The following is a 13,695-nucleotide window of genomic DNA, read 5'->3' as shown; positions in this document are numbered from 1 at the left end:
CGATGGCCGTCTTGCCGCGGGTGTTCCGCTCGGTCCGGGTCCGGCTCCTGGTCATCGCCCTGCTGCCGATGCTGGTGCTCCTGCCGGTGATGCTCGGCAGCACCATGCTGCGCTGGTCCGGCAAGATCGACGACATCCTGATCGCCAAGGTCAATGGCGACCTGACGATCGCCGACCAGTATCTCAGTCGGCTCCTGGAGAATTCCGGCGAGCGGCTCGACGCGCTCGCCCAGTCGGTGGCGCTCCATGCGGTGCTGGACGACACGGCGGCGCGGGCTGCCTTCATCGAGCAGAAGCGCCGGGCCCTCGGCCTCGATTTTCTCTACCTGACGACCGGCCGCTCTGGCCCCGGCGGCTTTGACGTCGGCGCCTGGCCGGTGGTGCAGGACGCCCTCGCCGGCCGGCGCCGCAGCGTCGTCGACATTTTTGGCCCCGCCGAATTGGACGCCCTGTCGCCGGGGCTCGCCGAGCGCGCCGCGATCCGGCTGGTGGAGACGCGGGCCGCAGTCCCGACCGACCGCACGGCGGAGACCCGCGGCATGGTCATCCATTCCGCCGCCCCGGTGGCGCTTGCCGACGGCCGCCGCGCCGCCCTCGTCGGCGGGCTCCTCCTCAACCGCAACCTCGACTTCATCGACACCATCAACGCGCTGGTCTACCGCGAGCGCAGCCTGCCGGAGGGCAGCCAGGGCACCGCGACGCTGTTCCTGGAGGACGTGCGCGTCTCCACCAATGTGCGCCTGTTCGAGAACGTGCGCGCGCTCGGCACCCGGGTCTCCGCGGCGGTGCGCGAAAGGGTGCTGGGCGAGGGCAAGGTCTGGCTCGACCGCGCCTTCGTCGTCAACGACTGGTACATCTCCGGCTACGAGCCGATCGTCGACAGCCGCGGCGAGCGCGTCGGCATGCTCTATGTCGGCTTCCTGGAAGCCCCGTTCCAGCAGGCCAAGACCACCTCGGTGCTGGCCCTGACGCTGGTCTTCCTGCTGATCGCCGCGCTGTCGGTACCGATCTTCCTGCGCTGGGCCGGCCGCATCTTCCTGCCGCTGGAACGCATGACCCAGACCATTGCCCGGGTCGAGGCCGGCGACCTCGACGCCCGCAACAACGTGCATGACGGCGACAACGAGATCACCCGGGTGGCGGGGCATCTGGACGGGCTTCTCGACCAGCTCCAGGAGCGCGACCGGCAGCTTCGCGACTGGGCCGGCCAGCTCAATCAAAAGGTCGAAGAGCGCACCAAGGACCTCAAGGAAACCAACCGCAAGCTGGAGCGGGCGACCGAGCGGCTGATCATGTCGGAAAAGCTCGCGGCCGTCGGCGAGATCACCGCCGGCGTCGCCCACGAGATCAACAATCCGATCGCCGTCATCCAGGGCAATCTGGAAGTGGCCCGCACCCTGCTCGGCGACGAGACCGACAAGGTCAAGACCGAGTTCCGCCTGATCGACGATCAGGTCTACCGCATCGGCTCGATCGTCTCCAAGCTCCTGCAGTTCGCGCGACCGTCGGAATATTCCGGCGCCGCCAACGTCATCTCGCCGGCAGAAGTCGTGCAGGACTGCCTGGTGCTGACCCGCCACCAGACCGAGGCGGCCGAGATCGAAACGGCGACCGATTTCGCCTCGGGCCGCTCCGTGCTGATGGCCCGCACCGAACTGCAGCAGGTGGTCGTCAACCTGATCCTCAACGCCGTCCACGCCATGCCGGAGGGCGGCCGGCTGACGCTCCAGGTCCGTGACGCCGAGGACGGCACCGGCGGCGTCGCCATCGTCGTGGAGGACACCGGCGTCGGCATGCCGCCCGACACGCTGAAGCGCATCTTCGATCCGTTCTTCACCACCAAGCAGGCCCAGGGCACCGGGCTCGGCCTGTCGATCAGCCAGACGCTGGTCTCGCGCGCCGGCGGACGCATCACGGCGGCCTCGACACCCGGCAAGGGCAGCCGCTTCACAATTTTTCTGCCCCAGAGCGAAAACGCCTGATTTGGACAAAATGTCGCACTTGCGCGCATATCTTGCAGGCAGGACGGACAAGATGTCGCAATTGACGCCGAAAGAGCGGTTACGCTCCGCCATCTTGTCCGTCTACGTTATTGTATTATCTATATATTTTTATTGACAGATCAAGCTGCGTCCGGCCAAGAATCCGCCCACACGTGCAATGACACGTTGTCGCACACGGCAGCCGACGGGCCGATGCCCGCCAGAAGCTGCCGACCAACAAAGGGAGGAAAGGCTCATGAGCAACGCCCATTCCGGCGGCGCGCCGGGGTTCCTGCGCAAGGAACACATCGTCGCCAGGCCCGGCTTCAATCGCTGGCTCGTACCGCCGGCGTCCATCGCAATCCATCTCTGCATCGGCTCGGTCTACGCCTGGTCGGTCTTCAACCCCGCCCTGACCCGCGAACTCGGCGTCGTCGCCCCTGCGGCCGACGACTGGAACCTCAGTTCGGTGGTCTGGATCTTCTCCGTCGCCATCGTCTTCCTCGGCCTTGCCGCGGCCTTCGCCGGCAAATGGCTTGAGGATGTCGGCCCGCGCATGGTCGGCGTCGTCGCCGCGTTCCTGTGGGGCGGCGGCTTCATCATCGGCTCCTTCGGGATCATGAGCCATCAGCTCTGGCTGATCTATCTCGGCTACGGCGTCCTCGGCGGCTGCGGCCTCGGCCTCGGCTACGTCTCGCCGGTCTCGACCCTGATCCGCTGGTTCCCGGACCGGCGCGGCATGGCGACCGGCATGGCCATCATGGGCTTCGGCGGCGGCGCCATGATCGCCGCCCCGGTCAAGGGCTGGCTGCTCGCGCTCTACGCCAAGGCGCCCGAATATCTCGGCGCCCGCGAGGCCGTGGAGACCGTCGTCGAGGGCGGCCGGGTGTTCGCAACGACCGCGGCCGGCAAGGTCGAGGTGGTGATCGCCTCGGCCCAGCAGGCGGCAAACCTTCCGGGCGGCGGCGAGGCCGGCGTCTATGTCATCGGCACCGGCAACACCGGCGCGGCGATGACCTTCATGACCCTCGGCATCGTCTATTTCATCGTCATGGTGATCGCCGCCTTCAGCTACCGCGTCCCGGCCGAGGGCTGGAAGCCGGAAGGCTGGCAGCCGAAGCCGGTCGCCTCCGGCATGATCACCCAGAACAACGTCCATATCGACCAGGCGCTGAAGACGCCGCAGTTCTGGCAGCTCTGGATCATGCTGTGCTTCAACGTCACGGCGGGCATCGGCGTCATCGGCGTCGCCAAGACCATGATGTCGGAGATCTTCGGCACCACGATGCCGCTCGTCGTGACCGCGGCCTTCGCCTCGACCTACGTCTTGATGATCTCGGTCTTCAATATGGTCGGGCGGTTCTTCTGGGCCTCGACCTCGGACTATATCGGACGCAAGGCCACCTATATGTGCTTCTTCGTCCTCGGCACCCTGCTCTACCTGTCGATCCCGTATTTCGCCGACGCCGGGGCGTCCGACCCGTCGATGATCTACCTGATCGGCTTCTACGCCGCGACCATGGTCATCTTCTCCATGTATGGCGGCGGCTTCGCCACCGTGCCGGCCTATCTCGCCGACATGTTCGGCACCATGCATGTGGGCGGCATCCACGGCCGTCTGCTGACGGCGTGGTCGACGGCCGGCGTGCTCGGGCCGCTGGCCATCACCTCGCTGCGGCAGATGTCGGTGGGCAATGCCATCCAGGATCTGGCGAGCAAGGTCGACCCGGCCGCCTTTGCCGAAAAATTCGGTGCGCCGATCGCCCAGCTCGACCAGCTCGTCGCGGCCAAGACGGTGACCATCGCCAAGCTGATGGAAATCGCGCCGGCCGGCACGATCGATCCGACGCCGAGCCTCTACAACACGACCATGTATGTCATGGCAGCATTGCTGGTGGTCGCCTTCTTCGCCAATTTGTTCCTGAAGCCGGTGAAGGAACACCACCACCACGACGAGCCGGAGCTCGCCGCCGTCCCGGTGGAGTGAACGAAATCGGGGCGCCTCTCGCGAGGCGTCCCGTAAGCCCCCCGTTTGGCCGGACCTCCCGACCCCATGGGTGGCCCCAGATCGCAATCCGACGCCGCCGGGCAATTCCCGGCGGCGTCGCCGTCTTGGGCGACGCTCATATCGATGGCTGCAGCCGGAACCTCGACCGGCAGGCACTTGAGACCGAGGAAAAATGCGCGTTCCGGCCGAACAAGCCCGGACCCGCCACGCGAGGTGTCACGTCGCATGTGTCAACATGTTTTGACACTTGCCCCCGTTTCTGGGTAAAGCGGTTGGGACGCTTTTTTCACGCAGAAACGCCCATGCCCGTTCCGAATCTGCTCGACCGGACCTCCCAGCCCGTCCCGCGCGCCGATCCGCTGGCGCGGCTGGAGCATGCGATTACGGCGGCGATGGACGCCATCGCGGCCGTGCCCGCCGGCCACCTCGTCAGCCTGACTGTCGAGCTCCCGAACGATCTGCCGTCGATCCACCCCGCCGGCGACTGCCGCTGGCTGTCGCCCGACGGCGATTGCGCGCTTTACGCGGCCGGTGAGGCGTTCCGCATCGCCCTTGCCGAGCCGGCTGCCTTCGAAGCCCATCGCGCGGCCTGGACCGCCCTCGGCGACATCGACGCCCCGCCCCTCGCCTTCTGGACCATGCCGCCTGCCCTCGACCCGGCCCTGCCGGAACTCTGGGTGCCGCGCGTGCTGCTGCGGCGCGCGGACGGCCACACGACCCTGACCGTGAGCCTCCTCAGGGGCGCCGTGCCCGTCCCCGTCGCCGCCTTGCGCTGGCTGGAGGACGCCCGCTCGCTTCTCGGCGGTGGCACCGAGAGAACCCTTCCCGCGATCGCCGCCCGCATCCCCGGCTCCGACCTTGCCGACTGGTCCGACAGGGTCCGCCGCACCACCGCGGCGATCGCCGAAGGACGGCTGGCAAAGGCGGTGCTGGCGAGAAAGCTGACGGTCCGACTTGCCGGCCGCGCCGATGCCAGGGCGCTGGCCGATCGGCTGGCGACGCTGCACCCTTCCTGCGCGACCTTCTGCCTGCCCCATGGCCCCGGCCATGTGGTGGCGGCAAGCCCGGAGCGCCTCGCTGTGAAGCGCGGATCGCGGGTCTCCAGCGCCGCGCTCGCCGGCACCACGCGACGCCACGCCTCTCGGGCGGCCGATGCAATGGCCGCCGCCGAGCTGCTTGCCTCGCCGAAGGAGCGCGAGGAACACGCCATCGTCGCCGATACCATCTCCGAAGCCCTTGCCGAGGTCTGCGCCACCGTCGAGCGCCCGGACGCACCCGCCATCATGCGCCTGCGCCAGGTCCAGCACCTGTGGACGGAGATTTCCGGAACGCTGAAGCCCGGCACCGGCTTCCTCGACGTCGTTGCGCGCCTCCACCCGACACCGGCGGTGCTGGGCGCCCCCCGCAAGGCCGCCCTCGACTGGCTCGGCGAAATGAACGAGGGCCGCGACGGCCTCTACACCGGCGTTGCCGGCTGGATCGACCGCAACGGCGACGGCGAGGCGGCGATGGTGCTGCGCTCCGCCTATGTGGAGGACCGCACGGCCGTGCTCTGGGCCGGTGCCGGCATCGTCGCGGGCTCCGATCCCGGGCGCGAATGGACCGAGACCGACCTGAAGCTCTCCACCCTCCTCAATCTCTTTTCCGACCCATGAGCAATCCGGCCGACGTCACCTTTCGCTGGGCTGCGGCGCTCATTGGCGGCCTTGCCGGCGCCGGCGTCACCCGTGCCGTCATCTCGCCGGGCTCGCGCTCGACCCCGCTGACGCTGGCGGCCCTCCGCCATCCCGCCATCGCCTGCCGCATGGTCCTCGACGAACGGGTGGCAGGCTTCCACGCCCTCGGCCTCGCCAAGGCGGAGCAAAAGCCTGTCGTCCTCATCGCCACCTCCGGCTCGGCGATCGCCAACTGGCTGCCGGCCGTTGTCGAGGCCGATATGGCGCGCGTGCCGCTGATCCTTCTCTCCGCCGACCGGCCGCCGGAGCTGCAAAACTGCGGCGCCAACCAGACCATGGACCAGATCGGCCTCTTTTCCAGCCACGCCCGCGCCTTCCACCAACTGCCGCCGGCCGAAGAGGAGTCCGGCTGGCTCGCCCCCTTCGCCGCCCGCGCCGTCGCCCAAAGCCTCGGCCCGCTCCTCGGTCCCGTACACATCAACGTGCCGCTGCGCGAGCCGCTGGTGCCATCTGCCGACATCGCTGCGCCCAAACCCGGTGCGCCCGCAGCGCAGACCCTGACCTCGGCGCCAGCACCAACGCCCGCAGCGCTCGATACCCTGTCACAGGTCATCGCCCAAGGCCGCGGCGCCATCGTCTGCGGCACGGAGGACCTTGGCCCCGAAAGCCGGGCGGCGATCTTCGACCTCGCCGAGCGCCTCCAAGTGCCGGTCTTTGCCGATGCCCTCTCGGGCCTGCGTTTCGACCCGCGCGCCGGCGCCACCGTCCTCGCCCATCCCGATCAGGTTTCGCGCAACGCACCGCCCGCCGACTGGCTGTTGCGCCTCGGCGGCGCGCCGATCTCCCGAGCGCTCTCCGACTGGCTGAAGAAGGCGGCCGGCCGCCCCCAGATCGTCGTCGGATCGTCGTCGCGGATCGCCGACCCGGAAGGCACGGCCACCCACACCCTCACCGCCGATGCCACCGCCCTCTACCGAGCCCTCAACGGCCCGCCGGCACCGGCCGACTGGCTCGAACAGGTCCAGGCCCTCGACGCGGCCGCCACCGAGGCGGCGGAACGAGCCTGCGACGAAGACACCCCCTTCGAGGGAACGGTGCTGCGCCGGCTGGTCCGCGCCCTGCCCGCCGCAACGCCTCTCGTCATGGCCAATTCCCTGCCGGTACGCGCCCTCGACTGGCTCGCGGGCCGCCCCGCCTCCGGCATCCGCCTCTTCGGCAGCCGCGGCGTCAGCGGCATCGACGGCACGCTGTCGGCCGCCTTCGGCATCGCCAGTGCGTTCGGCCCGACCGTCGCCGTTATCGGCGACCTCGCCTTCCAGCACGACCTCGGCGCCCTTGCCCTCGGCGCCGACCTGCCGCTCGCCATCCTCGTCCTCGACAATAGCGGCGGCGCCATCTTCGACCATCTGCCGCAGACCGTGCTGCCGGAATTTCAGGAAGGCTGGCTGACGCCCTCGACCCTCGACATCGCTGGCGCCGCCCGCTCCTTCGGCATCGAGGCCGAAACCGTCACCTCCAACGACGCCGCCGTCGCCGGGATCCTCGCGGCGCTGAAAAGACCCGCCGCCAGCGTCATCCGCCTGCCCATCGATCGCGCGGCCAGCCTCGCCCGCTTCCGCGCCTTCTTCGCCGCCCGATAACGACAAGGGAGAAAGCCCCCATGACCGCCCCCATGAGCACCGAGACCTTCGACTGGCGCCCCGTTCCCGGCACCGACTTCTCCGACATCCTGTTCGAGACCTTTGAGGGCATCGCCCGCATCACCATCAACCGGCCGCACGTCCACAACGCATTCCGGCCGGAGACCCTGGAAGAGATCATGGTCGCGCTGCAAAAGGCCCGGCTCGACCCGGACGTCGGCGCGGTGATCCTGTGCGGTTCCGGCACCGAGGCCTTCTGCTCCGGCGGCGACCAGAAGATCCGCGGCGAGGACGGCGGCTACAAGGACACCACCGGCGTCAACCACCTCAATGCCCTCGACCTGCAGCGCATGATCCGCACCCTGCCGATGCCGGTCGTCGCCATGGTCGCCGGCTGGGCGATCGGCGGCGGCAACGTGCTGCACCTCGTCTGCGACCTGACGATCGCCGCCGACAACGCCCGCTTCGGCCAGACCGGCCCGCGCGTCGGCAGCTTCGACGGCGGCTTCGGCGCCGGCCTGATGGCGCGCACGGTCGGGCTGAAAAAGGCCAAGGAAATCTGGTTCCTGTGCCGGCAATACGACGCGAAACAGGCACTTGAGATGGGTCTCGTCAACGCTGTCGTGCCGCTCGCCGAGCTGGAGCTCGAGACCGTCGCCTGGTGCCGCGAGATGCTGGTGCTGTCGCCGACGGCGCTGCGCGTCCTCAAGGCCGGCTTCAACGCCGACACGGACGGGCTGTCGGGCATCCAGGAACTCGCCGGCAACGCCACCGCGCTCTACTACATGACCGCCGAGGGCCAGGAAGGCCGCAACGCCTTCAACGAAAAGCGCAAACCAGACTTCACCCGCTATCCGCGCCGGCCCTGATGACAGTCACCGGCATCGCCGTCCACCCCTACGCCCTGCCGCTGGTGCGGCCCTGGGCGGCCGCGCGCACGACGCTCCACGAGCGCCGCGGCCAGCTTTTGGCCGTAACCGGAGAGGACGGCATCACCGGCTGGGGCGACTGCGCCCCGCTGCCGAGTTCGGGAACGGACGGCCATGCAAGAGCTTTCGAAGCATTGGCCGACGCAGCGCGAATCCTCAAGGGCCGAGAGGCGGCGGAACTGCTCGCCGATGGCAGCGAGCTATCGCCCGTGCCGGAGGTGCGCTGGGCCATCGAGACAGCGCTGTTCGATCTCGAAGCGCGGCGTGAAGGGGTGCCGCTCACACGGCACCTACGATCCGGCGCCCCATCAAGCGTCGCCATCAACGCAGCGCTCGGCCCCCTCGACGACGGCTGCGCCGCACGGGCGGAAGCGGCGGCAAAGACCGGCTTTGCCGTCGCCAAGATCAAGGTCGGTATCGGCACTGTTGAAAATGAATTAGCCGGCTTACGAAAAGTCATCAAGGCGGCAGAGGGGCGCCTCGCCTTTCGCCTCGACGCCAACCGCGCCTGGTGCGTGGCGGACGCAAGACGGTTCCTGACGGCCATCGCCGACTGGCCCATCGACGGCGTGGAAGAGCCCCTCGCCGAGCCGACGCCGGACGCGCTCGCAACGCTCCAGGCGGACCTGCCCTTTCCGCTCGCCGCCGACGAGTCCCTGCCGGTGCTTGGCCCGGATGCGCTCCTGGAGGCCGGCGCCGTCCGCCGCTTCGTCGTCAAACCGGCCCGGCTCGGCGGTATCCGCGCCACCCTCGCCCTTGCCGAAAAGGCGCGCGCGGCCGGCATCGAGCTGGTGCTGACCTCGGTGGTCGATTCCGCCGTCGGCGTGACGGCCGCCGCCCACCTCGCCGCGAGCCTTGCCGAAAACGCCGTCCATGGCCTTGGCACCCTCGGCTGGCTCACGCGCGACGTGGCGGAGGGCCCGGCGATCGCAAACGGCCGTCTAGTCCTTCCCGCAGGTGCCGGCCTCGGTCTCGACGTCGTCGCTTGCGGCGAGGCGTTTGAGGGCTGAGCGGTCCGGCTTGCCATTGGCGAGTTCCGGAAATGCCGCGACCTTCAGCGCCGCCCGCGGCCGCAGCGCGCTCGCCACATTCTCCCGACACCAGGAAAGCACGTCTTCCGGCAATGCCGTTCCCCGATAGATCGCCACCACGACCTCCCCCCAGATCGCATCCGGCCGGCCGGCGACGGCCACCGTCTCGATGCCGGGACACGCCGAAACGAGCCCCTCGACCATCGCCGGCAGCACTTTTTTGCCGGCGCTGACGATGACGTCGTCGGCGCGGCCGAGGACGGTAATGCCGTCCGGCCCGATCTCGGCGAGATCGGCGGTGACGAACCAGCCATCCTCAAGCCCGTCGCCGGGCGCGAGGCCGGGATTGGCATACCCCGCCATCAGCATTCCCCCACGCACCTTCATCCGGCCATCATCCGCGAGCGCCACTTCGGCGCCGGGAAGCGGCGGGCCGACATGGCCGGCGCGCCACGGCCGCGGCAAGCTCGCCAGCGTCGCGATCTGCGACGCCGCCTCGCTCATGCCGTAGGTCGGCTGGATCGGCCAGCCGAGGCCGGCAGCCCGCTCGGCAAGGTCGACGGAAAGCGCCGCTCCGCCGACGAGCACATGTTTCAAGGTCGCAGGTGAGGCCTCGCGATCGCATAGCCGGGAGAGCATCGCCGGCACCAGCGACAGATGGGTGACGCCGCCGGCCTTCAGAGATTCCATGACCCGCTCGGCATCGAACCGCTCATGGATCAGCGCCGTCGCCCCGGCAAGGGCAGAGCGGGTGAGGATCGAAAAGCCGCCGATGTGAAAGAGCGGCAAGGACGCGAGCCAGACGTCGCCGGGTCCGAGCGGCGTTGCGGCTTCACTCGCCTTTGCGGCGGCGGCCAGCGCCGCTCCCGTCAGCATCACGGCCTTGGGCCGGCCCGAACTGCCGCTGGTGGCGATCAGGAGCGCAATGCCGTCCGGCGCCCGCCAGGGAACCTCGGCGCCGGCCGGAGCAGAAAGCACGTCTGCGGTCGCGATATGGGTCCGACCCGCAAACGGCCGGTCCGCAACAACCAGATCGACGCCGGCCTGGTCGAGGAGATCGGCAATCACGTTGTCCGGCAGGCTCGGGTCGATGGGAAACAGCGGCACCGGCAGCAGCGGCGCGGTATGGGCAAGGATCGCAATCGCGGCGGCAGAGGTCGTGACGACGGCGACGGGTCGGCCCGGCGCTGCGCCGGCGTCGCTTAGCATCTCGGCCGCCGCCGCTGCCTGCCGCGACAGAGTTCGGGCGGTGATACCGGTCCATCTCGGGCTGCTCTCAGCACTATCGTCGGTCACACCCTGCCTGTCCCCTAGCGCTCCGCCATCGTACGGTTCCAACCCAGCCCACCACCTGGCATCATTGCCGGGCTTGACCCGGCAATCCATAGGGCCGTTGTTTTTCAATCGCTTAAGCCGCACAGGCGACCGGGTCAAGCCGGCAGTCGCGCGCAGCGGATGGCACATGGCGTGCCGGGTGCCCACCTTGCGAACGGGTCACTCCGGCCTGCCAAGACCTCCGTCGTCACCCCGGCCCCCGAGCCGGGGCCTATTGCCCCTGTCAGCGCGGTATGTCGCTTTTTTCGTCTCGCGGCAGGGTGAGCCGGGCCGGGCATCGTGCGAAATCCGCACCGGGCTACGCCGTCGAGAGGGGCAATGGATCCCGGCTCTCCGCTGCGCTCCGACCGGGATGACGACGGAGGGCATGGCGCCATTCAGTGCTTGGCTGTTCCGCCGATCCGGATTGCGTCGCTAAGCTCGCAATGCCATCGAAATGGTTTTCTTGGCGCTGGACGCTAGCCCTTGCACGCCGGCCCGATTGACCGCGTGGCCTCCCGCCGCGCGGAAGCAGCAGTGAGAAAAGCCGCATAGCTCCAGGTCAGGTGTTTTGCCGAGGTCTGGCGGCCGTCGTCCTGGTCGAACTGTTCGGACAGGGCGCCGTCCGCGGGTGTGAACGCCTTGACCGTGTCGAGAAAGCCGTCGCCGCGGGCGATCAGGGCGTCTGAAACCTGCCGATGGCCCATTACCGCCTCAATGCCGGTTTGCGCAAAAAAACGGGCGTTTTCAGACGTGGCCGTGAGGCCGCCCTCCGCCGCCAGCGCGGAGAGCCGATAAAAGAGTTCGGCCGCGGCGAGCGTCGAGAAGAAATAGGCGCCGCCGCTCTGGTAGACGTCGCCCCGAAACCGGCCCATGGCGGGTGCCGGCCGGCCGCGGTTGATGGCGTAGTCCTCGGCGAAGATGTCGGCGAGCGTCGCAAAGCTCGCCTGGATGCGCGGATCGGCGATGGAATGGGGGCCGGTGGTGCGCCCGCTATGGAGCGCCGCGAAGACGACGGCGAAATCGATGTCCCGGTCTCCGGGAATGCCTGTTCCGGCGGCCGCCCGGTAGCAGGCGCGCTCCGGCGACCAATGGGCGTCGAGAAGAGTTCCAAGCCGGTTCGCCGCTTCCCCGAATACCTCCGCTCGCGCAGGATCGCCCGCATCCCGTGCCGCACTCCCGAGCAGGGCCGCCTGCACCGAGCGGGTGTAGTAATCGGCGCAAAGCCGCTCCTCCCAGATGTCGACGCTCTCCATGCTGGCATGGCGCAGGGTGAAATCGATATCGGCATCGACGAGCCGGCGCAGATCCTGCGAAAAACCATGACGATTCCCGTAGTCGCGGAGCACCAGCGCCCGTGCGGCGACGCCGTCGATCTGCGGCCGGCCCCAGCCGAGGATGTCGAGCGTGCCGTCCGGGTTGAAGCGCGGCTCCATGCGCACGCGGTCGCCATGGACCTCCGAAAGCTCCTCACGGGACCGCAGATATTGCCGCACCTCCGGCGCCGCGGCCTCGCCGAACGAAGGGTCCGCGGCCATAGCCCTGCCGTCGAGGGCATCGAGCGACAGAGTGAAGCGGACGATGTCAGCGATCGTTTCGTGACCGTCCTTCCCAAAAATTCCGTCGTCGATGAGGGCGACGAGCGCGCCGAGAATGACCGCCGTATCGCGCTGCCAATGGAAAAAATAGTCCGGATCGGGGTCGTAGTACGCGGAAACCGGCGAGGCGAGCACCGAGCCCTTCGCCGGGCGGACAACCTGCCCGAAGGCCGGCCGGCGATGGACGAGATGGGTCGCGGAGATGGCGGCCAACATGTTCCGCCGCGCCACCGCCTCCTCCCCGTCGATCCAGGCGTCGAGCCCCGCCATCACGCCACCTTCGGCGGGAAAAAGCCGAGGCGGTCTAGCCCGGCGCGCACCTCCGGCGCCCGCATGAAGAGCCGCCAGAGGAGCCCGGAGCGGTGGTTCTCCATCATGATGACGATCGGCCCCTGGTCGATGGCGAGGTGCTCGGTTGAGGTCCAGTCGTGTTCCTCGGAAAAGGCATCCACAAAACCCCAGTCGGTCCAGATCCGCGCGCCCAGATCGTCGTGGAAATGGCGCATCGCCACCATCGCGGCTTCAGGGGCGTAGGGAAAGCTGGAAAGCGCCGCCGTCGGGGTGATGACGCCGAAATCGTTGGTCGGCGAGTGGCCCGCATAGCCCTGATGGTTGTCGCTCGCCGTCAGGCCCCAGCAATCCGGCCCGTAGCCGGCGAAACCCTTCGGGTTGGCGATGCAATAGGCGCGGTTGATCTCCACGTGCCCTCGGTTTTGCTGGAAATAATCGGCATAGCGGTCGACCAGCCCGCGCGGATCGAGGCCGAGGAAGGAATAGTGGGCGAAGAACAAAGGGCCGCCCAGCGGCGGGCCCAGCGGCAGCGTCACGCCATAGGCCGTCTCGCCGTTGACGAAGACGGGGCCCGTCGCCCAGCCGCGATGGTAGAGTTCGGGGTCGATCGGATGGGTCGGCGAGGCGGCGGCGAGCACATAGGTGATCAGGCACTCGTTCCAGCCGCGGATCGCGTGGTCGATGGCAAAGCCGAAATTCGGGCTCCAGTGCCAGAGCAGCACATCGTCGCCGGCCGTCTTGTAGAACGGCCAGTCGACGGCGTGCCAGAGGGCATTTATCCGCTCGCGCAGGTCCCGCTCGGCCGCCTCGTCGCGGTCGAAATATTCGCGCGCGGTCAACAGCCCCTGCATGAGGAGCGCGGTCTCCACGAGGTCGCCGCCGTCGTCCTTTTCCGAGAACGGCTCGGTCTTGCCGGTCCGCACATCGAGCCAGTGCGGCACGGCGCCGTGGTAGAGATCGGCACGCTCCAGGGTGGCGACAATCAGCGTCGTCCGCTCCAGCGCCGCCTCGCGCGAAATGAAGCCGCGCTCCGCACCGACGATCAGCACCATGACGGCAAAGCCGGTGCCGCCGGTGGCGACAATGCCCCCCCGCGACGAAGTCCGGTCCGGCACCATGCCGGACGACGCATCCGCCCGCTCCCAGAACCAGCGGAAGGTATGCTCCTGGACGCGGGCGAAGAGTTCGGCGTCGCTGAGCGGCCCGCCCTTTTGCGCTGTTTTCAT

General features: G+C 68.7%; 9 protein-coding genes. 6 read left to right on the top strand and 3 right to left on the bottom strand.

Annotation, left to right across the window (positions count from 1 at the left end; genetic code table 11):
- Positions 1 to 2 precede the first annotated feature (2 nt).
- The 6 genes from M2319_RS16945 (at position 3) to menC (ending at position 9,245) form a co-directional block, all read left to right on the top strand.
- Positions 3 to 1,982, top strand: coding sequence for a sensor histidine kinase (locus M2319_RS16945; protein ID WP_264602646.1), 1,980 nt, complete (start codon positions 3 to 5; stop codon positions 1,980 to 1,982).
- Positions 1,983 to 2,238: 256 nt separating this feature from the next.
- Positions 2,239 to 3,969 carry an OFA family MFS transporter gene (locus M2319_RS16940; protein WP_264602645.1) on the top strand — a complete coding sequence of 577 codons (1,731 nt, stop codon included), beginning with the start codon at positions 2,239 to 2,241 and terminating at the stop codon, positions 3,967 to 3,969.
- Between the two features lie 323 nt (positions 3,970 to 4,292).
- On the top strand, positions 4,293 to 5,645 hold the full coding sequence (locus M2319_RS16935; RefSeq protein WP_264602644.1) for an isochorismate synthase: 1,353 nt from the start codon (positions 4,293 to 4,295) through the stop codon (positions 5,643 to 5,645).
- Positions 5,642 to 7,306: a 2-succinyl-5-enolpyruvyl-6-hydroxy-3-cyclohexene-1-carboxylic-acid synthase gene (gene menD, locus M2319_RS16930; RefSeq protein ID WP_264602643.1), complete on the top strand. Its 1,665-nt coding sequence runs from the start codon at positions 5,642 to 5,644 to the stop codon at positions 7,304 to 7,306. Before M2319_RS16935 ends, menD begins: the two co-directional genes overlap by 4 nt.
- Positions 7,307 to 7,326: 20 nt before the next feature.
- Entirely contained in the window at positions 7,327 to 8,175 is an 849-nt protein-coding gene (gene menB, locus M2319_RS16925; RefSeq protein ID WP_406682191.1) for a 1,4-dihydroxy-2-naphthoyl-CoA synthase, read from the top strand.
- Positions 8,175 to 9,245: an o-succinylbenzoate synthase gene (gene menC, locus M2319_RS16920; RefSeq protein ID WP_264602642.1), complete on the top strand. Its 1,071-nt coding sequence runs from the start codon at positions 8,175 to 8,177 to the stop codon at positions 9,243 to 9,245. Before menB ends, menC begins: the two co-directional genes overlap by 1 nt.
- On the opposite strand, the gene M2319_RS16915 is transcribed toward menC, so the two are convergent.
- From M2319_RS16915 to M2319_RS16905, 3 genes are all read right to left on the bottom strand, one after another.
- Complete coding sequence (locus tag M2319_RS16915; RefSeq protein WP_264602641.1) at positions 9,177 to 10,652, bottom strand: class I adenylate-forming enzyme family protein; 1,476 nt, start codon at positions 10,650 to 10,652, stop codon at positions 9,177 to 9,179. The genes menC and M2319_RS16915 overlap by 69 nt on opposite strands.
- Positions 10,653 to 11,059: 407 nt before the next feature.
- On the bottom strand, positions 11,060 to 12,448 hold the full coding sequence (locus M2319_RS16910; RefSeq protein WP_264602640.1) for a glycoside hydrolase family 15 protein: 1,389 nt from the start codon (positions 12,446 to 12,448) through the stop codon (positions 11,060 to 11,062).
- On the bottom strand, positions 12,448 to 13,695 hold the full coding sequence (locus M2319_RS16905) for a glucoamylase family protein (RefSeq protein ID WP_264602639.1): 1,248 nt from the start codon (positions 13,693 to 13,695) through the stop codon (positions 12,448 to 12,450). The genes M2319_RS16910 and M2319_RS16905 overlap by 1 nt, the downstream gene beginning before the upstream one ends.

Origin of the sequence: Rhodobium gokarnense (assembly GCF_025961475.1) — a bacterium.
Taxonomy (GTDB): Bacteria; Pseudomonadota; Alphaproteobacteria; order Rhizobiales; family Rhodobiaceae; genus Rhodobium; species Rhodobium gokarnense.
The sequence above is the reverse complement of the archived record's forward strand: the minus strand, read 5'-3'. Positions and strand labels throughout refer to the sequence as shown.

What these genes read in the sequence shown, in the direction of transcription:
- M2319_RS16910 (WP_264602640.1), bottom strand. Translation starts at nt 12,448, where the DNA reads ATGGCGGGGCTCGACGCCTGGATCGACGGGGAGGAGGCGGTGGCGCGG.
- menB (WP_406682191.1), top strand. Translation starts at nt 7,327, where the DNA reads ATGACCGCCCCCATGAGCACCGAGACCTTCGACTGGCGCCCCGTTCCC.
- menC (WP_264602642.1), top strand. Translation starts at nt 8,175, where the DNA reads ATGACAGTCACCGGCATCGCCGTCCACCCCTACGCCCTGCCGCTGGTG.
- menD (WP_264602643.1), top strand. Translation starts at nt 5,642, where the DNA reads ATGAGCAATCCGGCCGACGTCACCTTTCGCTGGGCTGCGGCGCTCATT.
- M2319_RS16940 (WP_264602645.1), top strand. Translation starts at nt 2,239, where the DNA reads ATGAGCAACGCCCATTCCGGCGGCGCGCCGGGGTTCCTGCGCAAGGAA.
- M2319_RS16945 (WP_264602646.1), top strand. Translation starts at nt 3, where the DNA reads ATGGCCGTCTTGCCGCGGGTGTTCCGCTCGGTCCGGGTCCGGCTCCTG.
- M2319_RS16915 (WP_264602641.1), bottom strand. Translation starts at nt 10,652, where the DNA reads ATGGATTGCCGGGTCAAGCCCGGCAATGATGCCAGGTGGTGGGCTGGG.
- M2319_RS16935 (WP_264602644.1), top strand. Translation starts at nt 4,293, where the DNA reads ATGCCCGTTCCGAATCTGCTCGACCGGACCTCCCAGCCCGTCCCGCGC.
- M2319_RS16905 (WP_264602639.1), bottom strand. Translation starts at nt 13,695, where the DNA reads ATGAAAACAGCGCAAAAGGGCGGGCCGCTCAGCGACGCCGAACTCTTC.